Here is a 26,036-nt window from a genome sequence, read left to right on the forward strand (position 1 = left end):
TCCACCGCCGTGCCGAATTCGGCATTGTCGGTGATCAGGATAGACTGCGCCGACGCGTCATGCTCGGCTTGCGCCAGCAGATCGGCGGCGATCCAGTCCGGATCGTTGTCCGCGTCTGCCACAACCAGCACTTCCGACGGCCCGGCAATCATGTCGATGCCGACGCTGCCGAACACCTGGCGCTTGGCTGCCGCGACATAAGCATTGCCCGGCCCGACGATCTTGGCGACCGGCCGGATCGTCTCGGTGCCATAGGCGAGCGCGGCGACGGCTTGCGCGCCGCCGACGCGGTAGATCTCGGAGACGCCGGCAAGGTCGGCCGCAACCAGAACCAACGGATTGATGACACCGCCCGAGGCCGGCACCACGATCACGATGCGCTCGACTCCGGCGACCTTGGCCGGCACCGCGTTCATCAGCACCGAGCTCGGATAGCTCGCTGTGCCGCCGGGCACATAGAGCCCCACGGCATCGATCGCGGTCCAGCGCGAGCCGAGCTCGACGCCGGCGGCGTCCGTGTAGCGGTCGTCCTTCGGCTTCTGCCGCTCGTGATGGGAGCGGATGCGGTCGCGTGCGAATTCGAGCGCCTCGACTGTGGCTGGGTCGGCCGCGGCGTATGCCTTTTCGATGTCGGCCCTGGAGACGGCGATGCCGAGCCTGTTGAGATCGGCCTTGTCGAATTTCAGCGTGTAGTCGATGAGCGCCTTGTCGCCTGCGGCGCGCACGCGCGCGACGATGTCGCGCACCACCGCTTCGACGTCGGCCGACACTTCGCGCTTGGTGGTGAGGAATGCCGAAAAACGGAGCTCGAAATCGGCGTCGGTTTGGCTAAGCGTGATGGCCATCGTCGGTGCTCAGGTCCTGTGAACCGGGCGCGAGGTGGCTTCCCAGGAGCCGCCGACATCGGCGAGCCGCGCCTCGATGCACTCGACGTCGAGCATGATCGTGCCGCCTCCGGAAAAAACCAGCTCGATGATGCCGGCCGGCTTGCTGAATGCGACGAAGCTGACCGCCAAGAGCGACAGTATCTCCGCCGGCTTGTCGCGGGCGATGCCGCTGGTCTTGGCGCCCAGCACGCGGTCGAAATGCAGCACGCACTGGCGCCGTTCATTGTGCTGGCGGAAGAAGCCGGACCTCGCCTCCCAGACGAAGCGGTTCATGGTCAGCACGAAACGTTTGGCCGCCGGCAGGTATTCGAGGTCGGAGACCTTCATCACGGCGTCCTGGACGTGGGCCGAGATGATGCTCAGATCCTGGTCGTCGAGCGCGATGAGCTTGAGGGCCATGCGGAATGCGCACCTGAAGGTTGATTAGTCAATCTTCTGTTATGCGGTCTTTCCGCTCTGCGCAACCGAGGCGCTTTGTCAGCCCGAAATCCGCTCGATCACCGCGCCGCAGCCGGAAAGCTTCTCCTCCAGGCGCTCGAAACCGCGGTCGAGGTGGTAGACCCGGTTGACGGTGGTTTCGCCTTCGGCGGCAAGGCCTGCGATGACCAGCGACACCGAGGCCCGCAGGTCGGTCGCCATGACCGGCGCGCCCTTCAGCTTGGCGACGCCCTCGACGATCGCCGTCTGGCCGGACAGCGTAATGTGGGCGCCGAGGCGGGCAAGCTCCTGCACATGCATGAAGCGGTTCTCGAAGATCGTCTCGGTGATGCGCGACTTGCCCTTCGCCATCGTCATCAGGCCCATGAACTGCGCCTGCAGGTCGGTCGGGAAGGCGGGGAAGGGCGCGGTCGTCACATCCACCGGTGCGATGCCGGCGCCGTTGCGCTTGACGCGGATGCCGGCATTGGTCGGCGTGATCTCGGCGCCGGTCTCGGCAATGACGTCGAGCGCGCTCTGCAACAGGTCGGGGCGCGCGCCTTCCAGCACCACGTCGCCGCCGGTCATCGCCACCGCCATGGCATAGGTTCCGGTCTCGATGCGATCGGGAATGACGCGCACGCGCGCCCCCGACAGCGCCTCGACGCCCTCGATGGTGATGGTGGAGGTGCCGGCGCCGTGGATCTTGGCGCTCATGGCGATCAGGCATTCGGCGAGATTGACGATTTCCGGCTCGCGGGCGGCGTTTTCGAGTACCGTCTCGCCCTTGGCGAGTGAGGCCGCCATCATCAGCACATGGGTGGCGCCGACCGACACTTTCGGGAACACGTAGCGGTTGCCGTGGAGACGACCGTTCTTGGTTTTGGCGACGACATAGCCGTTGTCGACGTCGAGCTCGGCGTCCAGCGCCTGCAGGCCTTCGAGGAAGAGGTCGACCGGGCGCGTGCCGATGGCGCAGCCGCCCGGCAGCGACACCTTGGCCTCACCCATGCGGGCAAGCAGCGGGCCGATAACCCAGAAGGAGGCGCGCATCTTGGACACCAGCTCGTAGGGCGCGGTGGTGTCGACGATGTTGCGGGCGGAGAAATTGATGGTGCGCGAATAGCCCTCCTGCTGCTTCTCGCGCCGGCCGTTGACGGAATAGTCGACGCCGTGATTGCCGAGGATGCGGATCAGTTGCTCGACATCGGCCAGATGCGGCACGTTTTCGAGCGTCAGCGTGTCGTCGGTGAGCAGCGAGGCGATCATCAGCGGCAGCGCCGCGTTCTTGGCGCCCGAAATCGGAATGCTTCCGGCAAGCTTATTGCCGCCGACAATTCTGATGCGATCCATGAAAGAACGTCCCCTCGGCCCGGACGGGCCGGTTTCAATCGGTTGAGTATATCCGGCTCTAGACTATCGGCCGGTGCGGTTCAAGAAATAGGATTTCCCCATCTGTGGACCGAGTGTGATCGGCCAGTGTGGCTGATTTCGGTTAGTCCTTGTGCATTTTTCCAGCAGTCGGCAATCCTTCCGGCCGATCGTCAGCATTGCCATCCCGTCGCGAACGCGCCTGCGCCTTTCGCTTCGGCAGGTTGGCACGCAGCGCCTCGGCCAGCCGGTCCTTGCGCTCGCCGTCGCGTTTTTTCGGCGGATTTGGCTTGTCGTTCATCGCCGGTCCTCGCCGGCGGATAGCCGGCTGTGGTTCAGGCATAGTTAACATTGTGGCGCCGCCATGTCATCGAAGCCTGCTCGCAAGCGGCTTCCACAGCCGCGGCATTCGACACATGCCGCGGCAAAACTGCGCAGCGATTTCGGACGACGAGATGCTTCGTTTTAAGGTTTTCTTGGCCTTGCGCTTGCCGGTTCGTTATGGCAGAAGCGCCGCCATCGCAGGCTGCGGTAGCTCAGTGGTAGAGCACTCCCTTGGTAAGGGAGAGGTCGAGAGTTCAATCCTCTCTCGCAGCACCAGTCGATTGCGTTGACACCTTTGCTTGAAAATGGGCGGACAGCGGCATCGCCCTTCGTTGATGTACACTTGGTCGGTTGCGGGTCAATTTGCGGTAACGGTCGCTCGGAACTTCCATGACCGCGACGTGATCAAGGTTTGCGTATCGCGCTCGGTAGTAGCCCTCCTCCTCAATTTCAGCGAAAGTAGATTGGGGAACTTTAAAGGCTTTAGCCTCCAATCCGAAAAAAGTGCCGGCGCTTCCGCTATCCAGAAAATTCCACTCGTCCTCTCCGTTGAGGTATGTGACACGAACAAAAGAGACCATCCGTGCGGCCTCCTCTTCGCCGATCTTTGCAACTATAATCTCACATTCGTTCTTCAATTTTTCGGAAAGATCGGTTACCGCAAACTCATCAAGTGCTCGATACACTTCTGGTCTGTAATATTGTGGCGTCGGTTGAACGTCATCGCCAATCATTTCGACGGATTGGATGCATTTCGGATTAACGAGAGCAATCTTATTGTCGAGACTGAAACAGTAAAGCCACCGACTATTATCTCGGCCTGTAGGAGGGCTGTTGATTTGAAATAAGATATCGACACGAGTCTGTTCATCAATGGGATACTTGCGTACTCCAACCGCCGTTCTTAACTTTAGCGTCCCGTACAGAATATTATGGCGAAAAAGTACCGAGTCTCTCGTTGGCTGATCCTCAATATCGTCACCGATGTAAAATAATTGCTCAGTTGTGCACCTCAACGCTAAGCAGAGATTATTTATTTGTTCAGCGCTCAACGGTTCTTTTCCTGTTTCCCACCGGGAAACAGTCTGTCGAGTCGTCCCAACATCTGTGGCCAGATCTTCCTGGCTGATTCCCAAACGAGTACGAAGTTCGCGAAGGGAGAAGGCTACACGCACTCCATTCGAAAATTGGGGGGCGGTCATAATGGATACCTCCTTCTCATGTCACTTGTCCGGTCTGATAGAGCGAACGAATCCCTAAGCTCCTTCTCGAGCAGGTTCGCAAGGTATGGGCTGTAGTGAATCCGCGCTTCCTGAACATTCGCCAGTTTCGCTGTTTCCCTGTAAATTTAGAACAGCCTTTTTGCCGCCTTTTGCCGCCAATTACCCGCCCTCAGGGGATCATGGTGCTGATTTTGAGGCTGGTGCGGGCTCGGCAGCCGCGTCATTGACGCTTCGGCAAACATAGGAGGGGCAAGATCTGCACACGCGAGCCAGGGGGCCGGCGCGGTAGCAACGTCAAGAGCGCAATGGGTCAGGCTCTTATCTGAGGTGTGTTTCTCGGTCTCGATCTCGTGGACGGTGCCGGCCTGAGTAGATGGTCAGCATCTTCGCATTCGGCAATGAGGACGCGCATCTGATCCGAAAATACCCTCAAGCCCGCCTGTGTTCGGCGGGCGCGGGTTAGTCTATCTGCCTCGTTTAGCTCAGTTTGCCGTCGAGAATTGCCAATTGCTCTCCCAACGTGGCGATCAAGGCCGATACGCGTTTGCGCACTCGCGGGTCAATATTCATCAGAGCTTCGATCAGCCGTCGTCCTTCCGCACTGGCAATGAAGTCTAAGCGCTCATCGATCAGTAGAGGTGGAGTGCTACTACTTATCTCGTTGTTTCCCGGCAGGCCTTGGAAGAAACGGCTGACAGGAACGCCGAGCGAGCTGCCGATCTCGAAGAGCATCGAGGCGCTCACGCGATTCCTCGCGTTCTCGTATTTCTGAAGCTGTTGGAAGCTGATGCCTATCGACCGAGCAAGCTGCGCCTGCGAAATGTCCGACTGGACGCGAACCGCGGCTATCTGCCTACCGACATGCTGATCGGCAGAATGAGGGCGACTGTCGACGCGTGGCTCCTGCCAAGCCTTGAAGAGGTCGGATTTCGATTCCGGCGAGTTTTTTCGGAATTCCACCTCCCGCCCGGCGGCAGGGGAGTTGCAGGCCGCACCGCACGGCTCCGGAGCCTCCCGGCTGGCGCTTGTCTTAGCCAAGCCGGCCGATATCCTCTAGGGCGGAACGTATCTGCGGCCAAGGAAGCTCAGCATCTTCCTTTGAAGTCTGTCCTTCCCTAAGCACGGCATCCAGCTTGGCCGCGACCCCGGCTAAGGAATTAGCGGGGGTTTCCGATAATAGGTAAAGCAATGCTTCCGCTCGAGCAGCAGCCTCGCGCTCAGCGCGCAACGTGGCGGTATAGCCAACTTCCCTGTCGGCGGTATCCCAGCGCATCTGATGCGCCGCGAACTCGGCTTCAGCCTTCGCGTGAGCCGCATCGTTTTCTTGGCTGAGATCGAGCACTTCATGAAGCGCCTCAAGTGAATGCGCCGTCATTCTCTCGCCGTCGCGCAGCAGGATGGTCGCACAAGGAACGCCGACGGTTTCGACGAGCTTCCGCTCAAGGCGGTGTTGCTGAAGGCACAGTTGCTCGGTTTCGTCGTGGGCTGCCTGCCATTCGCGCCACACCGCCATCGCCGGATCGGCGGATTGATCCGTTCCGGAATGATTGCCGTCGACCGCTCGTGGCTGCTCTCCCGAGTTTGGCGTTCCAGGAAGTAACCTGCTGCGGGTGACGCGGGCCAAAGTCATGCTATTGTCGGAATCACCCATGATCCGAGCTCCCTGAAGCTAGGCGTGGTCAGGCTGGCCTGGGTGTGCCGCACCTCGGTCAGCCGCTCTGGATATCACCTCGACTACCGGGGTCACTCCAGAGGGAATTGATGGAAAAAACATCAAAGTGACTTTGTAAATGTCAATAGAAAATCTATCAAATAATCCCGCGGTCGTCACCACGAGACAGATCAAGGCGGCAAGGGCATTGCTGGGCTGGTCTCAAGGAGATTTGGCAGAGCGCTCTGCGGTTTCAGAACCGACGATTGCGCGTCTGGAAGCCGAAGATGGCCCGCTTGGCGGTCGCCCAGAAACGGCGACGAAGATCATCAACGCTTTGGTAGCCGCAGGTATCGAATTCATTCTGGAGAACGGTGGCGGCCCGGGCGTGCGCCAGATTAGAAGGCTGCCAACCGCACACCGGTGAGGCTGTAGTCGCATAGGCTGACGGCTAATTCCCTCTCGTCTGTAAGGCTCTCTATTCCACGACAAAACCCCGCGAGAAAACGATGAGTTGAGTTGTTTGTCGGTACGCTGAACGCAGTGCAAGGTTCCTGCTGCTTTCGGCCGAGGTCCGGAATTTGAACAGCGGCGACCGTGATCGGCTAAAGACCTATGTGGTCCTACACTCATGAAATCGGCAGGGGCCGTCAGTGAGGGTATGGCGGAGAAGGCCTGGTTCTGGGCGATAGAGGCTTACCTTAACGATGCGATATTCGCCCAATGTCGGTCCGAACCGGATCGTCGCGTTGTTGGTGTGTTGTCTGGGGACTTGATACGGCTGGCGCTCGCATTGAGGAGATATGCAGGTGGGTCTACCGCAGTTCGCGCCAGGCCCTATGAAAGGGGGGGCGCAGAACACACGCTGGCGCCATTGATACCCTTCAATCTCTGCGAGAAGGAGACCGACATTGTCCATGTGCCTGCCGATCATGCGCCACCTGAAATCCCCTGACCTGTTCGGCGCGATCGATCGTGTGCCGGCGCTTGGCACGCCGGTTGGCGGGAGCACGTTCGAGGTCTTCAATCCATCGACGGGCGAATTGTTGGCGGAACTTCCCGACATGGGAGTCGATGAGACACGCGCGGCGATCGACAAGGCCTATGGCGCTCAGGCCGAATGGGCGGGGCGGACCGCCCGGGAGCGCAGCGAAATGCTGTGGCAGTGGCATCAGCTGATCGTCACCCACACCGACGATCTCGCGGCGATCCTCACCGCGGAGATGGGCAAGCCGCTCGCCGAAGCCAAATCGGAAGTCTCGCACGCGGCGGCGTATCTGCAGTGGTATGCCGAGGAGGCCAATCGCATCTATGGCGAGACGATCTCGGCACCGTCGACGGACCGCCGCATGCTGGTGATCAAGCAGCCGATCGGCGTCGTCGGCACGATCACACCATGGAACTTTCCCGCATCGATGGTGGCGCGCAAGATCTCGCCGGCGCTGGCGGCAGGCTGCGCCATTGTGCTTAAGCCTGCCGAACAGACGCCGCTTGTCGCAGGCGCCATGTTCGCGCTCGCCGCCGAGGCCGGCTTTCCCGATGGTGTCGTGAATCTCATCTATGCCTCGGAGGGTGCCGCGGTGGGGCGCGAGCTCTGCCACAATCCCAAAGTGCGCAAGATCAGTTTTACCGGCTCGACCGAGGTCGGACGCCTGCTCATGCGCCAGTGCTCGGACCAGATCAAGAAGGTCAGTCTCGAGCTCGGCGGCAATGCGCCTTTCATCGTCTTCGACGACGCCGACATCGATGCCGCCGTGGACGGGGCGGTGCAGGCGAAGTTCCGCAATGCCGGCCAGACCTGCGTTTCGGCGAACCGACTTTACGTCCAATCGGACGTTCATGATGAGTTCGTCGACAAATTCGTCCGGCGGGTCGGCGAGCTTCAGGTCGGTGACGGTTTCAATCCCGGCGTCGCCATCGGCCCGCTGATCGACAGCCGGGCGCTCGCCAAGATCGAATCCCACATCGCCGATGCCGTGGCAAAGGGCGGCACGATCCGGTGCGGCGGAGGCCGGATTGCCAGGGACGGCACGTTTTTCCAGCCGACGGTCCTTACCGACGTCTCCAGCGCGATGACGGTGGCGCAGGAGGAGACATTCGGGCCATTGGCCCCCGTCATCCGTTTCGAGGATGCCGATCAGGTCGTGCGTGAGGCCAACGACACCATCTACGGACTAGCCGCCTATTTCTATGCGTCCAACCTGAAGCGCGTCTGGCGCGTGGCGGAGGCCCTGGAATACGGCATGGTGGGCATCAACACCGGGCGCATGTCCTCGGAAGCGGCACCCTTCGGTGGCGTCAAGCAGTCCGGCATCGGGCGGGAGGGGTCCCGCCACGGCCTCGAGGATTACCTTGAGATGAAATATCTCTGCATGGGCGGCATCTGAGACGCAGAGATTTGAACCGCAGCACTCGCCAGGTTGTCGGCGGGGTTGGGCTGCTGGTCGCGCCGCTCAGTTGTTGAAATGGGACAAGTGAAAGCCGGTCTCGTCCTGCAACTCGGACAATCCTTCCTCGGCCGAGCGGAACATGTCTTCGAAAGCCAATTCATGTTCGAAGACGACGCCGCCGACGCGGATGGCGAGCACGTCCTTGTCGCCTTTCGGCGCGAAATAGATCTGCCCGACCGCTTCCCGGACGCGCTTGCCAATCTCTTTGGCGTCCTCCTCGGTCGCGCCCGCGAGGAAAACACCGAACATCGCCGTTCCGATGCGGCCGATCAGATCCTCCTTGCGCACAGAGGACCTGATCGCGGTGGCGATCAGCCGCAAGGCTTCGTCGCCCCATTCGAGGCCGAAGCGCAAATTGATCGCCGATAGATGCTCCGGATGGATGACGAGAAAAGCGCCGGAGCGCGGCCCGGCCGGTCTGGCGGCTCGCCTGTCGACCATCGACGTGAACACGGCACCGTTCAGGCAGCCGGTCAGATGGTCGTAGGTGCCGGATCTGGTGAGCTCCTGCCGGTAGCGGCGGATCTCGACTTCTCTCCAGCCGAGCAAGGCAAAAAGCGGCAGACCGATGATGATGGGCAGAAGGGCGGCCGTGATGACGCTGCGGCCGAACGGCGTCAACGCGTCGCTGAGCAGCAGCAGATAGTTGAGGCCGAGCGACAGGCCGACGCAGCCGGCGGTGCCCAGCAGGGTCAGCCAGACGACATGCTTCCAGGCCTCTGCCGGCGCGGTCTCGGTTTTTATACTCACTGGCCAATCTCCTGTTGGACGCATTGGCTTAAAGGCGGTGTGTTACGATTTCCGTTTCAGCGTGGCCTACAATTTGAAGGAAATCAGTGTCTTTCTCCCTGGATGGCGTCGGCGGCTGCGGCCCGGTTCTCGCTGCGATGTGATTCGTCGCTGAAACGGGTCAGCGTTTGGTAGGATCGCCGAGCTGCTTTAGCCATTCCGTTTTTACGCAATGCCGCAGGCAAGGCCGTTGCGCCTTTCCGGGTCTGCCCTATTGCGGCGGGCCGAAGACACCCATCTCGGCAGCCCTGGCGACGGATTCGGCTTTGCCGTAGATGCCCGAGGGAGACGCCATCGCCCAGCCATTGGCAACCAGCCAGGCGCCGACATCCTGTTTGCCGAGCATGCACGGCGCGGCGATGGCAAAACGGTCGGCATCGGGCGGCAAGACGCATTTGAGCGCCCGGCCGCGCAGCCAGGCATTGAAGGCGGCGCGGGCGCGCTGCCCGCAGGGCCAGATGGCGTCGCCGAACGCGCAGGTTTTGGCGGGATCGACCTCGATGGTCCCGCTGACGATCACCCTGCGCCCCATGGCCTCGAAGATCGCGGACGAGGTGGCGATCGGGCGATAAAGCAGCGTCTCATGCCAGTCCTGCGGCATCGACGTCTTCGGCGGCACGGCGAGGCCGAGCTCGCCGAGCGGAGGGCGGGGCTCGATGCGCTCGATCCTCGCCACGTCGAGCGGCGGCGGCGCGATGAGGTGCTCGGCTATCCTGCGCGCCGGCTGGCCTGGCCGCGTGTCGTGGACGGCGATGCGCGAGGCATGTCGGGCCTCGCTCGCGACCTGGGCAGGCGGGGAGGGCAGGTCCGGCGGCAACCGGTGCCTCGACGCGGCGACCAGCAGCGCGCCGGCGACAAGCCCGAGGCTGCCGAGCGTCGTGGCAAGCCGGCCGGTCGATTTCGCCTCGCCCAAAGCGCGCCTCGTCGTTTCACCGGATCATACATTAGGCGCCGATGACATCGCTTGAAAAGCAAGGCTTTGCGTTAAATCTCGAGCAACCAATGCGGCCTACAATCGAGCATCGGATGTCGAGGGGGATGACATGACGCGCAAGCCGACACTGCTCTTTGCCTTCCCGGCACTCATGCTGTTCCTGCTGGCGGCGGAACGGACGGCGACGTTCCTGCTCGGAACCTATTCGGCCAGCCCGACCATGTGGCGCATCTGGCTCGAGCTTCGCCCCTTCTCGACGATGGTCTGGCAGCAGGTCGACTTCTATCTCGGCGGCTCGATGGCCATCGATGCCGCCGTCATCATAGTTGCGTCAGGCGTCTGCTGGATGGCTTGCCATGCGAAAAGATCGGCCGGCTTCTTCCTCGCCAACCATGCCGCGCTGATGTTCGCCGGTCTGATGATAGCGGCCGGCAGCCATTCGGAAACGGCGAGCACGATCGCCAACTTCACGGCGCCGCGCGGCTTTCAATTCTCGCTGGCGATCGACTTCAGCTTGAAAAACTGCATGGTGCTGTGCCTTGGCTTTGCGGCCTGCGGCTATTGCCATGTCGCCTTCCTGCGCGAGGCGAGGCTGCGCGCCGAAGCCCGCGCCGTCCGCATCCTGGCGCTGCAGCGTGATCTGTAAACCGTGCTGATCGGAATGCCTTCCGCTATCGCCCGGTGCCGCGTCAGTTGATCTTCTTGTAGTAGACTTTACCGTCGGCCTGCTGGATGCGCTGATAGGACGGATTGGGTCCGGGCGGCGCGACCTTGCCCTTGAATGCCGGCGCGCCGACGGACGGGTTTTCACCCGCCGAGGCCTCGGCCACGGTCGTGTTGGCGAAACTGGGCTCTGGCGCCCGCGGCGTTTCGCCATCGGCGGCGACGGGCTGGCCCTGCTCCAGCCGGGCAATATTGCCGTTCATCTGGCCGAAACTCGCCTGCAGCTGCCGGTCCAGCGCCTCGAACCGGCTCTGGAAGCCGTTATTGACGGTATCGATGCGCGCGCTGATCCGCTGCTCGAACTGGCCGAGCTGGTCCAGCCGCGCCTCCAATGCCCGAAGGTCGTTGACGCCGCGATAGAGATAGATGGCGGCGGTGACGTTGATGGCGGTGACAAGGACCGCGCCGGCCGCCACGGCGCCGATGGTTCTCGCCCGGCTCGCCTTGCCCGGCGCCTTTTCCTGTTCGCTGAGTTCGATTGCCGGAATGTCCGGCTCGCTGATCATCGTCATTCAACCACCACCTTTGCGCCCACCGCGACGCGCTTGAAGAGATCTATCACGTCCGTGTTCGTCAGCCGAAAACATCCGGACGTGCCGTCGAAGCCGACACCCTTGGGATCGTTGGTGCCATGGATGCGATAGAGCGTGTCGCGTCCGTCGCGCGACAGATAGAGCGCCCTGGCGCCGAGCGGATTGTAGGGACCGGCAGGCACCATCGCCGGCAGCTCCGGCTGGCGGACGCGCATTTCTTTGGGCGGGCGCCATTCCGGCCATTCGGTCTTGGCGGCGACCTTGACGGTCCCGGTCCAGCCGAAGCCGTCGCGGCCGACGCTGATCTGGTAGCGCAGCGCCTGGCTCTTGTTCGTGACCAGATAGAGCGCCTTCTCGCTTTTGCGGATGACGATCGTTCCCGGCTGCTCGCCGGTCTGGAAGGCGACCATCTTGCGCAGACTGGGGCCCATGGCCGGAAGCGGCGGCAGCCCCGACCCGGCTTGAGCGAGATCGCAAGGCACCACCAGCGCGATGCCGATCAGGCAGGCGCCGGCGAGGCGTGTCGCTATTCGCCGAATTTGCTTTCTGGCAAATCCTGATGGAAAACCGCTGCGCGGATCTCCTGGAGTTGCTCTAGCGCTGGGCATTGTCCAGCCGCTCCTTGAACATGCGCTTCAGGTCCTTGTTGAAGCGGGCCCGCCCATCGACCTCGGAGGGCAGGATGGCGCGGTTCAGCGCATCGGCGAGCAACGCGTTGTCGAGCACCAGCGACTTGATGTGCGGCGCCTTGAAGATCTTCTCCAGCTCGCTGCGCGAGAAGTGGTTGCCGAACCATTTGCGCTTGTGCTTGTTCGCGACCAGCGTGATCGAGACGCCATTGCCGCGCAATTCGCGGATCTTCTTGTAAAGCCGCTTGCCCTGCCTGAGCGACGCGACGTTGAGCTCGAAGACGATGAAGATCTCGTCGCTGGTGCGCAGCACCGACTCGTGCCACGGCGTCTCGATGTTGGGCAGGTCGATGACGATGTCGTCGAAGCGGTATGCGACGAGGTCGAGCAGCCGGAAGACGAAATCGGCGCCGCGTGGTTCGAACGGCAATTGCGGCCGCTCGAAGGAATAGAGCGTGAGGCCCGATGGCCGCGACAGCTTAATGACGTCCATCAGCTCGACATCGAGCCGCTCCGGCTGGGCGATGATGCCGGCAAGGTCGAACTGGTTGAACTGGTTGAGATAGGCGCCGCAATTGGCGCTCTGGAAGTCGAGGTCGACGAGGCAGGTCGAGGCCGCCCGCTCGGCCGATTTCGAGGCGAGATGCTCCGCCGCCGAGATCGCCAGCGTGGTCGCGCCGGCGCCGCCGCTGGCGGCAGTGAAGGTGACGATGCGGCTCTTCGTGCCCTGGTTGCCGGTGTCGTGGAAGGTGACGGCGTTGAGCAGCTCCTTGGGGTCGAGCGGCTTGTGCAGCCAGTCCGACGCATTCATGCGCACCAGCACCCGCGTCTGCTCCGACGTCAGCTCGCCCGAGACCGCGATCAGCGGCACCGAAGCCCAGGCCGAACGCGCCTCGACAAGGGCATTGTTGCCGAGCAGCTCGCCATCGCCGAGATCGAGGATGATGATGCCCGGACGTGCATCGACCGGCGGCCCCTTGAGGAACTCGACCGCTTCCGAAACCCTGACGTCGTAGATCGCCAGCGCGTCGAGCCGCGTGGTCACGTCGTGCCTGAAATTTGCATCGGACGAAAACAGCGCGACCTGCTTGCGTTTCGTCGGCAGCACTCTGGTGTCGATGGCGTTCATGGCCATGTACTCTTTAAATCTTCACCCGTTACGGTACTCAGCATGGAAGGCATGTTGATGTTGCCGAATCCCATCAGTCCCTCGAGGAAGAAGAACTGGAAGGTCCTGTTCTGAAGGCTGACCGTAACCGTTGGCACGGGGCCGCCGAGGCGGGTCTGATATCCAAGGCCGGTCGCAGAGTAAGTGACGACGACGTTGCTGCGGACCAGGCCCGAGAAGAAGTGGCACATTCCGGGTCTTTGGGTGCCGGTCAGGGCTGGACAGGCATCGTCGTTGGTATTGGCCGTATCGCCGCGGAAAACCCGGCTGAATGCGGCGGCATTGAACCCGCCAGTATTTGTGCAGGACCCCATGGCACCAGTATAACTGCAAACGAACGGACCGTAAGCGCCGGCTACGACCGGCGCGCCGGGACTGGCCGTTGGTGCGGCGGTGGCAAGATTGGACGCGACGGCATCCGATATTGAGGCCAGCCGCGCTCCGACCTGGACCGCCTTGGTCGCGGCATTCCACTGATAGAAGGCGTAGCCGAAATCGACGAAGCCGAGCGTCAAGGCAAAGAGCAGGGTCGCGACGATAGTCATCTCGACCATGGCCGCACCCTCCTCGGTTTCTGCGAAACGCCTGATCATGGTCAGAACCGCATCAACCGCTCTTGATGTGAGCCGCTCAGCGTGATCGGGCCAATGCCGACGAGCGACAGCATGCCGACGCCGGTGTAGGGGTAGGTTCCGTCCGCCTGGACGACGCAGACTTGCGCGGTTGTGGATCTATACTGCGTGACGCCGGCAACCACGGCATCGTGGCAGCCGGTCCCGATCGTTACGGTGACGTTGGCTTTCTGCCAGCCTGAGATTCGCGCAATGTCCGTCTGAGTTATGGCCGGCTTGCCGTAGACAGCGATGTTGGTGGCTATGTCGGCGCAGTCTATCGCCGCTAACCCGGCATCCGTGTAAATCTGGCTGTTGCATCGCGCAGCGAAACGGGCCCCGTCGGAAAGTCCGGCCTCCATCAGCAGTTTGTCATGGATGAGATTGCCGAACTCGAACACGCCAGCTGAAAGCGTAAGCATCAACGGTGCGACAAGGGTCATCTCGATCAACACTGCGCCGCGTTGGTCGCGCCGAAATCTTGCAAGATGACGAAGGATGAGGCCAAACATTTCGTCACCGATAAAGCTGGGCTTCGTCGCGGAGGAAACTGTCGAGCGTCCCCGCGCCGCCGCGACCGGTTATGTCGACGAGTTCGACGAAAACGGAGCCGCCCTCCGAGGCACCCGGAACGGGCTCAGTCAGGAAAAAGCTTGCGAACGCTTCGACGGGAAGATTGGTGCTGTTGCCGTTCAGATCGTTCCCGGCAGCTTCCAGCGCGTTGCAGTTGAGGATCGCGCCGTAAAGCAGACGACGATCGATGGTTGTCACCGGCGGTTGGCAGGAACTCGGCGGTGTTCCCACTTCTCCACCCGCGGAGGCGGTTCCGACCAGATTGTTCGCAATCTCGTATTTGTAGACCTGATACCGGGTCGGCGTAGTCGTGTTCCACGAGGATGGATAGCTGGTTCCACCGAAGTTGGTGCTCCAATAGCTGGACAGGTTCCAGTTCCCGTCGCCCATCCGGCCACCCATATAAGGTGTAGCGGCATCGCGCGGCAGCCCCATGTTGCCGGTAGCGTTGAACGTCAGCTGATTGTAACTGGGGCACTGATTGCTGTTGCCGTTGCCGTTCCCATTCCCGCCGGTCGACGCTCCCTTTCGCACATTCGAGGCGGGGCCGTATTCCGCACTGTTGAAGGCATTGCCGCTGGGATTGATGCCGAAACGTACGTTGAATGCATCCTGAATCGGGCCGGTGTTCTGGCCGGTTTTGGTGCTCACGCCCTGGGCCGAATAACAGCCGATCGGCCTCGACGTTGCGATTGTCTGCGCAAGCGCCTGCGCTCCATTGCCGACACCGTCCGGCGGCGCCAAGAAACCGAAATTGCCCGGGCCGTATGCGGCATTGTTTCCGACTGTACGAAGTTCGATCAGGCGCCGGCGGATAGAGGTGTCGGCCACGGCCTGCTCGAGTGTAACGCCGCCGGCGGAATTGGTGCCGTTGACCATTTCATAGGGATTGCAGATGAAGACGGGCGTGTAGTTGCAGACACCGGAGGTAAACCCTGCGACAGAGACCGCGCCGACATTGAAGCTGTTGTTAGCGGTGTTTCCGGTCAAGAATGACGCCGGGAATATGGCCGCGAAGCCAACAGGCGTCACGGTCACGCGGACGAACCGCGCGTTCGGCGCATCCGTCACTTCGTCGGTGATGATGTTGGCTGCTGCGATAGCGGTACTGTCAGATGCCGGAAGGGACCGCAGGTAGGTCCTCGTTACTCCAGCCGCGAGCAATGTTTGCGGAACGTTGGCTGTCGAGAAGGTATATTGGTTGCTCACCAGGGTCGCCAGCGCCCTGTCGGCGCGTACGATCGAGTCCGTGCGGCCATCCAGTTCCGCAGCCGCGGCGAGGGCCATTGCATCTCCCGCCTTCTGCAGGTCATTGTGCATGTTGTTGACGCGGCTCATGTCGATCGCCAGGAGCGAGAAGCCGATGATCGCCGGCAACATAATGGTAACGAGCAGCAGCGCTATGCCCCGCTGATCGCGCCAAAATCTGCGTATGGTCCCCAACATGACCCTACCCTTTACCCTTTGGTGTCAGGCTCCTCGCATACCTGATACAACCGCTTCCTTTCGTTCATTTCACTGCGTACCGGCCGGACCGACGTTGACCGTCATGTTTGTTGTAGGCGCCGGCGCCGGCGGAAGCTTATATTTCTGCACGACGCCGACGGACCGTGCGCCGTCGCCTTCGATCTTGGTGTTGTTGGAAGCCGGATTGTACGGATCGACCGTCTGCAGCAGCTGGTTGGCCTTTTGCGAGTCGCCCGACGCAAGCGTCATCGTGTCGTAGTTGTTCAGATAGTCGGCCGCGCAGCCTGCAAGCAGGCTGGAGCCGAGAAGGACGAGCAGGAGCTTATTTCTTGACATAGACCAGCTTGTCCTTCGATTTCACATCCAGCATGTGGCCGTAAGGGCCGGTGACGCCGTCGCCGAGTTCGTACTTCCGGATCATGTCCTTGCTGACCTCGAGCTGGCCGAGCAGGAACAATTCCGGATCATTGGAAGGCTTCGTCTTGTCGAAAGGTGTCGCAAGCTGTTCGCCCGGTTTCGTCGGCCGCACCAGATGCGGCGTGACGATGACGACCAGCTCGGTCTCTTCCTTCTGCGTGCTCGAATTCTTGAACAACGCCCCGATGATCGGCACCTGGCCGAGCCACGGCACCTGGTCCTGCAGCCTGGTGTTCTTGCTGGACAGAAGCCCGCCCACAGCGAAGCTCTGGCCGTCGCGCAGGTTGACCACGGTTGCCAATTTGCGGTTGGTGAAGATCGGATCGCCGGCGGGAGTGAAACCGGTAAGATCGCTCACTTCCGGCGCCAGCTTCATGTGGATCTTGCCGTCGTCGAGCACCACCGGCGTGAAGTACAGATTGACGCCGAACTGCTTGTATACGATCTCGATCTCGCCCTGGCTGTTGACGCTGCGGATCGGCACCTCGCCGCCGGCGTTGAAGCTGGCGGTTTCGCCGGAAACCGCGGTCAGGTTGGGTTCGGCGAGCAGGCGCACCACGCCTTTCGATTCCAGCGCCTCGATGATCAGATCGACTTTGATATTGCTGTCGATGACACGGGTGATCAGCGCTCCAAAGGGATTGGTGTTGGAAAGCAGCCCGGTCAAAAGATCGCCAGGGCCGAGCACCACATTGTCCTCGTCGACTGCGGCAATGCCAGTGCCGGTGCGCGTCGTGCCACTGCGGTTTGTACTTCTGATCGAGACTCCGAGGTCGCGGCCGGCATTGCGCTTGGCTTCCAGGATGCGCACCGACAGATTGACCTGTTCGCTGTCATCGATAGTCACTGCGTTGATGATCGACTCGGGTCCATATTGCTGTGTGACCTCGACGATCTGAGCCAGGGTCGCGGCGTCCTTGACATGGCCGCTCAGCCGAACCTTGCCGTTGATCGAGCCGATCTCGATGCGGGCCTTCGGCGCTACCTGGCGGATCGCGGCCGCCATGTCGCTGACATCCTGGCCGACCTCGATCTGGATGGCGCCCAGCGAGCGCTTGTCCTCGGAAAACAGATTGACGGTGGTGGTGCCGAGGCTCTTGCCGATGATGTAGAGCGTCTTGTCGGTCATCGGCTGCGCATCGGCGATCTTTTCGTCGCCAACGACGATGTCGCCAAGCGTCGCGTTGACCTGGATCGTGGCGGATTGAGAAACGGGCACGAACACTCGGTGGAGGGATGGGCTCGACACATCGATGAAGCGGTCCGCAGCGTGAACTGCGGGGCTCAACGGCAATATAAGACAGGACCAGGCCAAAGCCGCGACGGCCAGTGATCCTCGAAGAATTCGCATCTAGATCGTCCCCCTTGCGGACCTCACCCGGACCCCCATCCGAATGCGTCTTTCGCTATCTCTGTCGCGGCACGTCGTATGTTTCGAGCTTCACGCCGCGAAATACGCCGATTGTAGCGCGGGCTGGCGGCGCCGGCTGCACATATTTGACCACTTCCTTTATAACTTCTTGCGGTTGTGGTGCGGGTGCCACAGTAGGCTTCACCTTGCTCAACTGATCGATCTGGCTCCCAACCCGCTCCACGGCTTGGGCCAATCCATTTATCTTGTCGTCGGCGCGCTTACGTTCTTCGGCGGCCGCAGCGTCGGCTGCCTTCTGCCTGTCCAGTTCCGCCTGTCTCTTAGCGACATCTTCCGGCGTGTCGCCGGTCAGGTCGGCGAGCGTCACGCGCTCCGTCGACTCGCCCTTGTTGCCTGCCGCCTGCCGCAGCGCCAGCGACAGTTGTCCGGCGCCGGCAGCAAGCGTCAGCTTCTGCGCGTCCTTGGTGTTGACCTCGACCGTAACCGCCTTGACGACCGTCGGGCTGTCCTTACTTTCGTCGGCCACCTGATCGACGGCAAGCACTTTGACGCTCTGCAGCAGCACGTCAACGAAGCTCTTGTCGGGACCATCGCTGCTGCGCACGGTGCGGGTCAAAAGCACGTCGACTCGGTCGCCAGGGAAGACAAATCCTGCGACACCGAGCACGTCGTTCACGCGGATGGAGACGGCTTTCATCCCCTCCGACAGCACAGCTGAAAGTGTAGCGCGCTGGCCCGGGCCTGTGATCTTGGTGGCAAGCACCGGCTCATTGACGCCGATCGCTTGCAATGCCTGCTTGGTTCCTTCACCAGCCAGAAGATCCTTGCTTGTCTTGAAGGCGCCGGCCGGAACCGCTCCCGCGGGCCATGGGATCTCACGCAATTTGTCGTCGCTCAGCGAGTCGCCGAATTTGAGCGGCACCGCGGCCACCACGATCGTATCGCGCGGCAGGTCGCTGGGCTTGGCCATCGCACTGCGCTGATTGGCAAGCCAAATATTGGCAAGCACGACCGCCAGCACGCCGAAGACACCGGCGAGAATGATCATGATTACGGTATTTGCACGCATCGCCAGCCCCGCTGAATTGTGTTAGGCACCATCGGCGCCAAGTATTACCCCGGCGCCGATGGATAGAAGAAGACTGTCGACTAATGCCCGGACAGATTGGTCCAGAGCGTCGTCCACTTGGTCGTGACCCAGCCGCCGACCAGCACCACGGTGGCAATCACAGCCACCGTGATGATGCCGAGCAGAATGGTATATTCGACCATAGCAGCGCCGTTCTCATCGTCGCGGAACTGCCGGGTCAACGTCATCAGCTTTTTCATGCGAATGTCTCCCACACTTGGAGGTTGAACCCGACGAGACGAGCCTAAGGATGAAACCCCATACCGAAAGCATCCCCCGTCGAATTCAATCCTAGGTCCCGCGAAAAAGCCGAGTCAAACGGATTAACAGTCCCTTAACCTTTCAATACTGAATTTGAGACTTTCTCAATTTTCACAACGCCCTGATTCGCTTCGATTTTCAGGCGATCTTAACCATTCATTCACAATTCGGCCACACCGGTGTCCACGGGGAAACACATTAGAGGTATGACATATGTATTTATATTAAGGCGGTTAGGGATATGACCGCCGCTATGGTGACAAAGGTCCTAGGGCTTTGGTCGGTGAACATGAAGTAGGCAAAATAAAAAGATTTCTCAGATGCCCGTTTCTTAACTATGTCGCAAGTAAAACGTCCAGTGTGTCCTCGAGGCCGCTTGCCCCTCATGTGGTTAACAGTTAGTTTCATTCAGGGAGCAGTTAGCGAAGGCTAAGCAGGTGTGGGGTCGGGTGGAGCTCATGGAGATTAAGGGCCCCGGGCAGACCGGTGGCATGATGGACCTACCGGCAGCGGTGGGATTGCCGAAATTTCGAAAATGCAACTCTGCCCAAAGATGGGCTTCAGTCCGTCCCAACATAAGGCTCACGGTCCTAAATCTCGCCTTGCTCTTCGGCCTCATGTCAGCAAGTCTGATTTGGCTGCCGTTCTCGACCGTTGCCATTCAATCAGCACTGTGCCTTGATTTGGCTGTCGCGATGGCCCCTTTGCTCTTTCTGTGGGTTGTTTTTGGCGCGCTGCGCTATCAACTCGGTCGTGTCCCCCTCAGGCATGGCGGCGTGCTGAGCGACTTTGCCGCTCGCGTCCAGGCATGGATTATGACTTTGGTTGGTGCCGCTCTGCTTTCCTTTGCGTTGCTTCTCTATACCTATCTCGCAACCGCAACGAGCCGACCATTGATGGACGGTTATCTCGCCTCAATGGACTCGATGCTGGGTTTCAATTGGGTCGGCTATACAGCGTGGCTCAACAGCCATCCGCTGATAACCTCGGCCATTTCCGCGGCATATGCCAGTTTGAAGATCCAGTTGCTGGTGCTCCCGGCTGTGCTGGCGCTCATGCGCCGAACGGACCGGCTGCAGGAATTCACTGCCTATTTTGGCCTCTCCGGCACGCTGACGTGCCTTGTGATGACGTTTGTACCCGCAGCGGGAGCGTTTGACTTTTTCCACCCATCATCGGAGATACTGACGTCCTTCAGTCCAGGCGCTTCGACGCGGCGCCTCGATCAACTCCATGCGCTCCGGGAACTCAAGCCGTTCGCCATAGTGCATCCGGAAGGGCTCGTTACCTTCCCGTCGTTCCACTCCACCCTGGCGGTGATGTTCGCTTATTCCGTGCGCGGCATCCGATACATTGCCTTTCCCGCTCTGGTTCTAAATGTGCTGATGATTCTGGCGACACCCCCGGAGGGGAGCCATTATTTGGTCGATATTCTGGCCGGAGTCGTTATTGCCGCGATTTCAATCCGAGTGGTTGGCTGGATCGCGCGACCTTCAGCGGCGCCGAAACCATCGCGCCGACAGCGGATTGGAGCCCGATAGTGCCGCGCCCGTCATTCCTCATGCTGAGTCTAAAATTGCTTTGGAGTATGCGACGCTCTTTTGCGAGTTGCTGTCAGTATCCTGGGTTGGTCCATTGAGGGTTATGTAAGATGCTGGGTCGATTCATCAAAACGGCGGCCGAGCAACCGCCTTCACAGCCTGCTCAGCGCTTACCGGTGCCGGCCGCGACGCCGGTTCCTGTCGTTCCGGACATGACGCCGAACGGCGATGAATTCCTGGCATTGAAAGTAGATCTGCATCGTCACCTCATTGACCGCTTTAACCTGACCGCCCTGGAAACCGCGACGAAGGGCGAAATCCTCGATGAGATTCGGCCGATCGTTCGTGAGTTCGTGCGCGGCCGAAACGTACCGCTAAACGCGCGCGAACTGGACCAGCTCACTAGCGACACCGCGGACGAGATGCTGGGGCTTGGCCCGATTGAACCCCTGTTGAAGGATGAGTCGATCGCCGACATCCTGATCAACACGCACAAGCATGTGTTCGTCGAACGCCGCGGTGTACTGGAAGAGACCGCGATCCGATTTCGCGACGAGGCGCATCTTCTGCGGATCGTCAACAAGATCGTATCGAACATCGGCAGGCGAGTAGATGAATCAGCCCCGATGGTCGACGCCCGCCTGGATGACGGTTCGCGCGTCAACATCGCGGTGCGACCGATCTCGGTCGATGGCCCGCTGGTGTCGATCCGCAAATTCTCGAAGAACCCTTATTCGCTCGAACGCCTGATGGCCTTCAACTCGATCCGCCAGCCGATGATTGACTTGCTGCGGATTGCCGTGCAGGCACGCAAGTCGATCCTCGTTTCTGGCGGTACCGGCAGCGGCAAGACCACGCTGCTGAACGCCCTGTCGAGCTACATCCCCGCGAGAGAGCGCCTTGTAACGATCGAGGATGCGGCGGAACTCCAATTGCAGCAGCCGCATGTCGGCCGGTTGGAGACGCGCCCGCCCAATATAGAGGGCAAAGGCGAGGTCCGCCAGCGTGAGCTGCTTAAGAACGCTCTGCGCATGCGGCCTGACCGCATCATCGTCGGCGAAGTTCGCGGCGAGGAAGCCTTTGACATGTTGCAGGCCATGAACACAGGCCATGAAGGTTCAATGACGACCATCCACGCCAACACACCCCGAGACGCCATCTCGCGTCTCGAGCAGATGGTCGGCATGGCAGGCATGCCGATGACCAATGACTCGATCCGGGCGCAGATCGCTTCGGCCATCGACATCATCGTGCAGACGCAGCGCCTATCGGACGGCGGGCGGCGGGTTGTCTCGATTTCGGAGCTGACCGGCATGGAAGGCAATGTCGTGCAGCTCCAGGAAATCTATCATTTCGTTCGTCGCGATGTCGCTTCCGACGGCACCATTGTCGGCGAGTTCCGCGCGACAGGCGTTCGGCCGCGTTTTGCGACCGAAGTCGCGACCTTGGGATATCATTTCGCCAAGGACGCCTTCAATCCGCAGGTACCGCTCTGATGTTCTCCGGCCAAACGCTGCTTTATTTAGTCTACGTCCTAGCTGCCGCCTCTGTCATCCTAGCGGTGGAGGTGACGTATGTTTCCATTGCAGGCTCGCGTGCGAAGGCGGGCATCATAAACCGCCGCCTTCAAGCGATGAGCGCGGCTGCTCCAGTGGAACAAACCTTGCAAGGGCTTCTCCAAGAGCGGGGCCTGACGACATCGGGCGACTTTGCTTTTGGAGCCGTGGCACTTAATCGGCTCTACACACAGTCTGGCATAACCGGCAACCCGATCAGTTTCGCAGTTGTTTTCGTGCTGGCGGGCCTTGTGCTTGCATCGATCTCGGTGCTTCTCCTACGATCCCCGATTATCGTCGCGAGCCTTACATTTCTATTTGTTGCATTCGCTCTGCCTTTGCTCGTGATGAGACGAGCCAGGAATAAGCGAATCACCAAATTCGCCGGCCAGCTTCCTGACGCCCTCGACATGATCGTGCGTTCGCTCCGTGCGGGTCATCCGACGACGGTGGCGATCGGGCTGGTAGCACGTGAAATGCCGGATCCCCTTGGGACCGAGTTCGGCATTGTCTCGGATGAGATCTCGTTTGGTCTGAGTCTTGAGCAGGCGGTGCGTAAACTGTCGGAGCGTGTCGGTTTCGAAGGATTGCACCTTTTGTCGGTCTCGCTTTCCATTCAGGCGAAAACCGGGGGCAATCTCACAGAAATATTGTCCAATCTGGCCTCGGTTCTACGCGAGCGGCGCAAGCTTCGCCTGAAGATCAGGGCCCTGTCGGCCGAGGGCCGGATGTCGGCGTGGATCATCTCACTCTTTCCGGTGCTGATGTTCCTCATCCTGTTGGCAATTGCCCCAAGCTATTATGGCGACGTTTGGGACAATCCACTCATTATGCCGGTATTCGTGATCTTCGGATCCTGGGCTCTCCTGGGTGATTACATCATGTACCGCATGGTCAATTTCGATTTCTAGGACTGGGACACCGGCTTTGTTGAATGATCTCGGAAATTCGTCGGTGTTGCTGTCGGTCGCTGTATTCCTCGCAGCGGGCGCGCTCTTCTTGCTGGTCGCTCTGATAATTGCGCCTGTCCTTCAGACGAGAAGGCGCATCGCCAACAGCCTTTTGTCGGAGGGGATAGCAAGTCGCCGCTCGCTGACAGCACAGCAGGAAATCAATAAAATCTCGGCCCAGCGACCGGTCGATGCCTATTTCAAAGCCCTTGAGAAGGAGCGCGGTGAACCCAACGCGCTGGAAGCAAAGCTCTTCCGTGCCGGTTTTCACCAACCGAGCGCTCCCATCATCTACGCCACTTCTCGCCTAGGTGCGGTATGTGTCGGCTTTCTGGCCAGCTACGCATTGTTTTTTAACTTGCTGCCGCCACAACTGCCCAGTGTGCTTGCCTTTGCCGGGGCGGCTCTAATCGGATTGGGATGCATCGTCGTCCCCAGCATCATGCTTGATCGCTTTGAAAATTCGCAAAAACAGGTCTACCGGCGCGGATTTCCCGATTTCATGGATATGATGATCACTTGCGCCGATGCCGGCATGAGCCTTGAGGCTGCGGTCGAACGCGTCGGCAGCGAACTGGCCGGCACCCACAAATGGCTTGGCATTCAGCTCTCGATCATGAATCTTCAATTGCGGGCCGGCAAACCGTTGCGGGAGGCGCTACGTGAACTTGCGGACCGCGTGGGACTTGACGAAGCGAAGGCTCTCGCCGTGCTGTTTCGTCAGTCAGAAGAACTCGGCACCAGCCTTACGGAGGCGTTGCGTGTCTATAGCGACGAAATGCGCACCCAAAGAATCCTGCGTGCCGAAGAGCAGGCCAACGCCTTGCCGGTCAAGATGATGATTCCTCTTGGTCTCTGCATCTTCCCGGTGGTGATGATGGTCGTGATGCTGCCGGTCATTCTCCGCATGAAAGGCATTTTCTTCTAAGCCATCATATGATTAGGTTCTCAGACAGAGTCGGGGACTCGTGGGACACACAATGACAAAGCGCCTCGCAGTCGCGACCAGCCTGCTGCTTATTTTCCTTGCAGGTTGCCAGACAAAAGACATCGCCGACGGCGTGGTTCGCACCAACGAGCCCGCCAAAGGCGATTACACCGCCTTCGGCGATGCCTTCGACGGGCTGAAGACGATCAGCGACGTCGACTACTATGCTTCGGACCAGGCGGTTACCGAAGCCAAGACCCAGTTCCGCTCCGAAAACTATGGCAACGCCGGGGCCCTATTCTACAAGGCCACACGTTTGGCGCCTAATGATGGCATCGCCTGGCTGGGTCTTGCGGCTTCCTGCGACCGCATTCGTCGTTTCGACCTTTCTGATATGGCCTACAGCCGGGCTTACCGTCTGCTCGGCGCGACGCCGGAATACTATAACAATCTCGGCTATTCCTACCTGCTGCGCGGTAAGCTGCAGCAGGCGCGCACCAATTTCCTCAAAGCCTACGAGCTTGCGCCAAACGATCCGACCGTGGCCAACAATTTGAAGCTGCTATCCTCAAGCGTCCAGAACATAGAGCGGTCATGAGCCTTCTGCTCGCCGTATCGCTCTTGTTCAAGGCGCTTACTATCCCTCTTCTGGCAATGGTTGGTTGGACCGACTTCAAAACCCAGAAGATATTGAATCGCGACGTCCTCCTGCTCCTTTTCCTGGGCCTTGGTTCCTTGCAACTGGTCTCCGTTCAGGCTGGGTCATGGTGGGACATGGGATTGAGTGCACTCGCGGCATTGCTGCTGTTCGTCGTGCTCATCCCCTTCTGGGTCCTGCGCAAGCTGGGCGCCGGCGACGTGAAGTTGATGGCGGTTATGCCGTTCGTGATCGGGGGCAGCGGCCTCGCTGCGTTCTCAATCTTGCTTCTGCTGCTTGCCCTCGCAACAGCAGCAGTCATGAAGTTCCCTTTCATGCTGCCTGAAGGTGCGTTCCGTCTGTATGTCCAGCATCTCGACCGCAAAGGGGTGGTCCCATTCGGCGTACCGATAGCCGCGGCGGCAATCTGCGCAACAGCATTCCAGATATTGGCGACCGTTACGGTGGCTGCCAGCTCAGGAATGTAGCAGCAGCTTAATTGCGTGCCGACTAACTCCCGACACAACGTGCTCCAAAGCATCGGTCTTCATCGGTAGCTAAGCGAGCCGCCACCTCCATTGCCGCACCGGCTTCTTCGGAATGAGAGATGGAGGCTCCCCTGAGACTGCTGGCTTTGGCGCCTCAAACATCAGGCGTTCGGCAAGCGCGACGGCGCCAGCCCCCACCGCGCCGACAACAGCCAAAATCAGAAACTTTCTGAGAAAATCCAACGGCCCCACCACCCGAGTGAAATTTCAAAACCCCGCGGTCTGTTTCTCCACCAGCTTCAGTCTACCCTTTTCCACCTTGAAAAACGGCATCGATCTTTGGCTCGAGCCGTCGGCGCGGAAGCGGAACAGGCCGGTCGAGCCGCGGAAGCCGCTGGCGTTCTCCAGCACCTGTTTGGAGAAACCGTTCGGGCCGACCGAGCTTGCTATGCCGGCCGACAGCGCCACCATGTCGTATGCGTAGGCGACGTTGACGTCGGGCTGGTAGTTGTAGGTCGCCTTGAAACGGTCGGCGATCGGTCCGGTCTCGCTCTGGTCGAGCGTCGCGATATAGGCGCCCTCATAGAGCGGATCGATCGGGCGCTCGAGCCAGCGTTCGGTGCCGATCAGGCTCACGGCCTTGCCCGGAATACCCTTCGCCTTAAGCGCCGCCAGCACGGCGACAGGGCTGCTGTCGCCGCTGGCGACGACGACGGCGTCGGGCGCCTCGACCAGCGAGCCCATGTCAGACACCACCTTGGCGGCGTCCGACGCCGAATAGGGAAGCGTCACGGCAAGCGTCGCGCCATAGATGCTGAGCGCGTTGGCGACCCGCGCCTCGACGGCGCCGGCGTTCGCGCCCGCCGGCACCAGGAGCACGAATTTCTTGGCGCCCTTGCTGGCGACCGCTGCCGCGCCCGCCGCCGCGCTGTCGGCTTCGCTCAGCCGCACCGAATAGACGCCGGGGCCGTCGAGGCGCGGGTCGCCAACGCGCTCAGCATCTATGG

At 60.6% G+C, this 26,036-nt stretch carries 29 protein-coding genes and 1 tRNA gene; 10 read left to right on the forward strand and 20 right to left on the reverse strand.

Annotated features, from left to right (window positions below):
* The 4 genes from hisD to EOA32_RS38575 all read right to left on the reverse strand — a co-directional run.
* On the reverse strand, positions 1-845 hold an 845-nt coding region (gene hisD, locus EOA32_RS12040), incomplete at its 3' end, for a histidinol dehydrogenase (RefSeq protein WP_128371864.1).
* A 9-nt stretch (positions 846-854) separates the two neighbouring features.
* Positions 855-1,286 (reverse strand): DUF2948 family protein, encoded by a 432-nt coding sequence (locus EOA32_RS12045; protein WP_066993786.1) that lies wholly within the window; start codon positions 1,284-1,286, stop codon positions 855-857.
* Positions 1,287-1,364: 78 nt separating this feature from the next.
* Positions 1,365-2,657 carry a UDP-N-acetylglucosamine 1-carboxyvinyltransferase gene (murA, locus tag EOA32_RS12050; protein WP_128371865.1) on the reverse strand — a complete coding sequence of 431 codons (1,293 nt, stop codon included), beginning with the start codon at positions 2,655-2,657 and terminating at the stop codon, positions 1,365-1,367.
* A 142-nt stretch (positions 2,658-2,799) separates the two neighbouring features.
* Entirely contained in the window at positions 2,800-2,976 is a 177-nt protein-coding gene (locus tag EOA32_RS38575; protein WP_189407094.1) for a hypothetical protein, read from the reverse strand.
* A gap of 224 nt (positions 2,977-3,200) precedes the next feature.
* Between EOA32_RS38575 and EOA32_RS12055 the strand changes: the two genes are divergently transcribed.
* Positions 3,201-3,275, forward strand: a tRNA-Thr gene (locus EOA32_RS12055).
* Here the strand turns inward: EOA32_RS12055 and EOA32_RS12060 are convergent.
* The 3 genes from EOA32_RS12060 to EOA32_RS12070 all read right to left on the reverse strand — a co-directional run bounded on the left by EOA32_RS12060 (position 3,254) and on the right by EOA32_RS12070 (position 5,873).
* Positions 3,254-4,201: a helix-turn-helix transcriptional regulator gene (locus tag EOA32_RS12060; protein ID WP_128371866.1), complete on the reverse strand. Its 948-nt coding sequence runs from the start codon at positions 4,199-4,201 to the stop codon at positions 3,254-3,256. The two genes, EOA32_RS12055 and EOA32_RS12060, sit on opposite strands and share 22 nt — an antisense overlap.
* 498 nt (positions 4,202-4,699) lie before the next feature.
* On the reverse strand, positions 4,700-5,260 hold the full coding sequence (locus EOA32_RS12065) for a helix-turn-helix domain-containing protein (protein ID WP_189407097.1): 561 nt from the start codon (positions 5,258-5,260) through the stop codon (positions 4,700-4,702).
* Entirely contained in the window at positions 5,253-5,873 is a 621-nt protein-coding gene (locus EOA32_RS12070; protein WP_128371868.1) for a hypothetical protein, read from the reverse strand. Before EOA32_RS12070 ends, EOA32_RS12065 begins: the two co-directional genes overlap by 8 nt.
* A 139-nt stretch (positions 5,874-6,012) precedes the next feature.
* On the opposite strand from EOA32_RS12070, the gene EOA32_RS12075 reads away from it, so the two are divergent.
* Complete coding sequence (locus tag EOA32_RS12075; RefSeq protein ID WP_128371869.1) at positions 6,013-6,300, forward strand: helix-turn-helix transcriptional regulator; 288 nt, start codon at positions 6,013-6,015, stop codon at positions 6,298-6,300.
* A 484-nt stretch (positions 6,301-6,784) separates the two neighbouring features.
* Positions 6,785-8,260, forward strand: coding sequence for an NAD-dependent succinate-semialdehyde dehydrogenase (locus EOA32_RS12080; protein ID WP_128371870.1), 1,476 nt, complete (start codon positions 6,785-6,787; stop codon positions 8,258-8,260).
* Between the two features lie 66 nt (positions 8,261-8,326).
* Here the strand turns inward: EOA32_RS12080 and EOA32_RS12085 are convergent, their stop codons facing one another.
* The gene (locus tag EOA32_RS12085; RefSeq protein ID WP_245499250.1) at positions 8,327-9,073 is read right to left on the reverse strand and encodes a GGDEF domain-containing protein; all 747 of its coding nucleotides are present in this window, start codon (positions 9,071-9,073) and stop codon (positions 8,327-8,329) included.
* 250 nt (positions 9,074-9,323) lie between these two features.
* Positions 9,324-10,025 (reverse strand): thermonuclease family protein, encoded by a 702-nt coding sequence (locus EOA32_RS12090; protein WP_128371872.1) that lies wholly within the window; start codon positions 10,023-10,025, stop codon positions 9,324-9,326.
* Positions 10,026-10,155: 130 nt separating this feature from the next.
* Here EOA32_RS12090 and EOA32_RS12095 point away from each other — a divergent pair, with 130 nt between their 5' ends.
* Positions 10,156-10,692, forward strand: coding sequence for a hypothetical protein (locus EOA32_RS12095; protein WP_128371873.1), 537 nt, complete (start codon positions 10,156-10,158; stop codon positions 10,690-10,692).
* Between the two features lie 43 nt (positions 10,693-10,735).
* Here EOA32_RS12095 and EOA32_RS12100 read toward each other — a convergent pair whose 3' ends face one another.
* The 10 genes from EOA32_RS12100 to EOA32_RS12145 form a co-directional block, all read right to left on the reverse strand.
* Positions 10,736-11,281, reverse strand: coding sequence for a hypothetical protein (locus EOA32_RS12100; RefSeq protein WP_128371874.1), 546 nt, complete (start codon positions 11,279-11,281; stop codon positions 10,736-10,738).
* Complete coding sequence (locus EOA32_RS12105) at positions 11,278-11,910, reverse strand: L,D-transpeptidase (protein ID WP_128371875.1); 633 nt, start codon at positions 11,908-11,910, stop codon at positions 11,278-11,280. The genes EOA32_RS12100 and EOA32_RS12105 overlap by 4 nt, the downstream gene beginning before the upstream one ends.
* Positions 11,897-13,060: an AAA family ATPase gene (locus EOA32_RS12110; protein ID WP_128371876.1), complete on the reverse strand. Its 1,164-nt coding sequence runs from the start codon at positions 13,058-13,060 to the stop codon at positions 11,897-11,899. The genes EOA32_RS12105 and EOA32_RS12110 overlap by 14 nt, the downstream gene beginning before the upstream one ends.
* On the reverse strand, positions 13,057-13,653 hold the full coding sequence (locus tag EOA32_RS12115; RefSeq protein ID WP_245499251.1) for a TadE/TadG family type IV pilus assembly protein: 597 nt from the start codon (positions 13,651-13,653) through the stop codon (positions 13,057-13,059). Before EOA32_RS12115 ends, EOA32_RS12110 begins: the two co-directional genes overlap by 4 nt.
* 41 nt (positions 13,654-13,694) lie before the next feature.
* On the reverse strand, positions 13,695-14,222 hold the full coding sequence (locus tag EOA32_RS12120; protein ID WP_128371878.1) for a TadE/TadG family type IV pilus assembly protein: 528 nt from the start codon (positions 14,220-14,222) through the stop codon (positions 13,695-13,697).
* Positions 14,223-14,226: 4 nt separating this feature from the next.
* Positions 14,227-15,729 (reverse strand): pilus assembly protein TadG-related protein, encoded by a 1,503-nt coding sequence (locus EOA32_RS12125; protein ID WP_128371879.1) that lies wholly within the window; start codon positions 15,727-15,729, stop codon positions 14,227-14,229.
* A 69-nt stretch (positions 15,730-15,798) separates the two neighbouring features.
* Positions 15,799-16,086 carry a hypothetical protein gene (locus EOA32_RS12130; protein ID WP_128371880.1) on the reverse strand — a complete coding sequence of 96 codons (288 nt, stop codon included), beginning with the start codon at positions 16,084-16,086 and terminating at the stop codon, positions 15,799-15,801.
* Entirely contained in the window at positions 16,073-17,386 is a 1,314-nt protein-coding gene (locus tag EOA32_RS12135) for a type II and III secretion system protein family protein (protein WP_245499252.1), read from the reverse strand. Before EOA32_RS12135 ends, EOA32_RS12130 begins: the two co-directional genes overlap by 14 nt.
* A 187-nt stretch (positions 17,387-17,573) precedes the next feature.
* Entirely contained in the window at positions 17,574-18,608 is a 1,035-nt protein-coding gene (cpaB, locus tag EOA32_RS12140; protein WP_128371882.1) for a Flp pilus assembly protein CpaB, read from the reverse strand.
* Positions 18,609-18,688: 80 nt separating this feature from the next.
* Positions 18,689-18,868, reverse strand: coding sequence for a Flp family type IVb pilin (locus EOA32_RS12145; protein ID WP_128371883.1), 180 nt, complete (start codon positions 18,866-18,868; stop codon positions 18,689-18,691).
* Positions 18,869-19,387: 519 nt separating this feature from the next.
* Here EOA32_RS12145 and EOA32_RS12150 point away from each other — a divergent pair.
* The 6 genes from EOA32_RS12150 (at position 19,388) to EOA32_RS12175 (ending at position 25,029) form a co-directional block, all read left to right on the forward strand.
* Positions 19,388-20,470 (forward strand): phosphatase PAP2 family protein, encoded by a 1,083-nt coding sequence (locus EOA32_RS12150; RefSeq protein WP_128371884.1) that lies wholly within the window; start codon positions 19,388-19,390, stop codon positions 20,468-20,470.
* 110 nt (positions 20,471-20,580) lie between these two features.
* A complete protein-coding gene (locus tag EOA32_RS12155) occupies positions 20,581-21,966 on the forward strand; it encodes a CpaF family protein (protein WP_128371885.1) in 1,386 nt (461 codons plus the stop codon).
* Positions 21,966-22,937: a type II secretion system F family protein gene (locus EOA32_RS12160; protein ID WP_128371886.1), complete on the forward strand. Its 972-nt coding sequence runs from the start codon at positions 21,966-21,968 to the stop codon at positions 22,935-22,937. Before EOA32_RS12155 ends, EOA32_RS12160 begins: the two co-directional genes overlap by 1 nt.
* Before the next feature lie 16 nt (positions 22,938-22,953).
* The gene (locus EOA32_RS12165) at positions 22,954-23,904 is read left to right on the forward strand and encodes a type II secretion system F family protein (RefSeq protein ID WP_067325496.1); all 951 of its coding nucleotides are present in this window, start codon (positions 22,954-22,956) and stop codon (positions 23,902-23,904) included.
* 52 nt (positions 23,905-23,956) lie between these two features.
* Positions 23,957-24,502 carry a tetratricopeptide repeat protein gene (locus EOA32_RS12170; protein WP_128371887.1) on the forward strand — a complete coding sequence of 182 codons (546 nt, stop codon included), beginning with the start codon at positions 23,957-23,959 and terminating at the stop codon, positions 24,500-24,502.
* Complete coding sequence (locus tag EOA32_RS12175; RefSeq protein WP_128371888.1) at positions 24,499-25,029, forward strand: prepilin peptidase; 531 nt, start codon at positions 24,499-24,501, stop codon at positions 25,027-25,029. The genes EOA32_RS12170 and EOA32_RS12175 overlap by 4 nt, the downstream gene beginning before the upstream one ends.
* Positions 25,030-25,296: 267 nt before the next feature.
* Here the strand turns inward: EOA32_RS12175 and EOA32_RS12180 are convergent.
* The coding region (locus tag EOA32_RS12180) for an ABC transporter substrate-binding protein (protein WP_145971286.1) at positions 25,297-26,036 on the reverse strand (740 nt) is incomplete at its 5' end.

Origin of the sequence: Mesorhizobium sp. M1A.F.Ca.ET.072.01.1.1 (assembly GCF_004023325.1) — a bacterium.
Taxonomy (GTDB): domain Bacteria; phylum Pseudomonadota; class Alphaproteobacteria; order Rhizobiales; family Rhizobiaceae; genus Mesorhizobium.

What these genes read in the sequence shown, in the direction of transcription:
- EOA32_RS12045 (WP_066993786.1), bottom strand. Translation starts at nt 1,286, where the DNA reads ATGGCCCTCAAGCTCATCGCGCTCGACGACCAGGATCTGAGCATCATC.
- murA (WP_128371865.1), bottom strand. Translation starts at nt 2,657, where the DNA reads ATGGATCGCATCAGAATTGTCGGCGGCAATAAGCTTGCCGGAAGCATT.
- EOA32_RS38575 (WP_189407094.1), bottom strand. Translation starts at nt 2,976, where the DNA reads ATGAACGACAAGCCAAATCCGCCGAAAAAACGCGACGGCGAGCGCAAG.
- EOA32_RS12060 (WP_128371866.1), bottom strand. Translation starts at nt 4,201, where the DNA reads ATGACCGCCCCCCAATTTTCGAATGGAGTGCGTGTAGCCTTCTCCCTT.
- EOA32_RS12070 (WP_128371868.1), bottom strand. Translation starts at nt 5,873, where the DNA reads ATGGGTGATTCCGACAATAGCATGACTTTGGCCCGCGTCACCCGCAGC.
- EOA32_RS12075 (WP_128371869.1), top strand. Translation starts at nt 6,013, where the DNA reads ATGTCAATAGAAAATCTATCAAATAATCCCGCGGTCGTCACCACGAGA.
- EOA32_RS12095 (WP_128371873.1), top strand. Translation starts at nt 10,156, where the DNA reads ATGACGCGCAAGCCGACACTGCTCTTTGCCTTCCCGGCACTCATGCTG.
- EOA32_RS12100 (WP_128371874.1), bottom strand. Translation starts at nt 11,281, where the DNA reads ATGACGATGATCAGCGAGCCGGACATTCCGGCAATCGAACTCAGCGAA.
- EOA32_RS12105 (WP_128371875.1), bottom strand. Translation starts at nt 11,910, where the DNA reads ATGCCCAGCGCTAGAGCAACTCCAGGAGATCCGCGCAGCGGTTTTCCA.
- EOA32_RS12110 (WP_128371876.1), bottom strand. Translation starts at nt 13,060, where the DNA reads ATGAACGCCATCGACACCAGAGTGCTGCCGACGAAACGCAAGCAGGTC.
- EOA32_RS12115 (WP_245499251.1), bottom strand. Translation starts at nt 13,653, where the DNA reads ATGGTCGAGATGACTATCGTCGCGACCCTGCTCTTTGCCTTGACGCTC.
- EOA32_RS12120 (WP_128371878.1), bottom strand. Translation starts at nt 14,222, where the DNA reads ATGTTTGGCCTCATCCTTCGTCATCTTGCAAGATTTCGGCGCGACCAA.
- EOA32_RS12125 (WP_128371879.1), bottom strand. Translation starts at nt 15,729, where the DNA reads ATGTTGGGGACCATACGCAGATTTTGGCGCGATCAGCGGGGCATAGCG.
- EOA32_RS12130 (WP_128371880.1), bottom strand. Translation starts at nt 16,086, where the DNA reads ATGTCAAGAAATAAGCTCCTGCTCGTCCTTCTCGGCTCCAGCCTGCTT.
- cpaB (WP_128371882.1), bottom strand. Translation starts at nt 18,608, where the DNA reads ATGCGTGCAAATACCGTAATCATGATCATTCTCGCCGGTGTCTTCGGC.
- EOA32_RS12145 (WP_128371883.1), bottom strand. Translation starts at nt 18,868, where the DNA reads ATGAAAAAGCTGATGACGTTGACCCGGCAGTTCCGCGACGATGAGAAC.
- EOA32_RS12150 (WP_128371884.1), top strand. Translation starts at nt 19,388, where the DNA reads ATGGAGATTAAGGGCCCCGGGCAGACCGGTGGCATGATGGACCTACCG.
- EOA32_RS12155 (WP_128371885.1), top strand. Translation starts at nt 20,581, where the DNA reads ATGCTGGGTCGATTCATCAAAACGGCGGCCGAGCAACCGCCTTCACAG.
- EOA32_RS12160 (WP_128371886.1), top strand. Translation starts at nt 21,966, where the DNA reads ATGTTCTCCGGCCAAACGCTGCTTTATTTAGTCTACGTCCTAGCTGCC.
- EOA32_RS12170 (WP_128371887.1), top strand. Translation starts at nt 23,957, where the DNA reads ATGACAAAGCGCCTCGCAGTCGCGACCAGCCTGCTGCTTATTTTCCTT.
- EOA32_RS12175 (WP_128371888.1), top strand. Translation starts at nt 24,499, where the DNA reads ATGAGCCTTCTGCTCGCCGTATCGCTCTTGTTCAAGGCGCTTACTATC.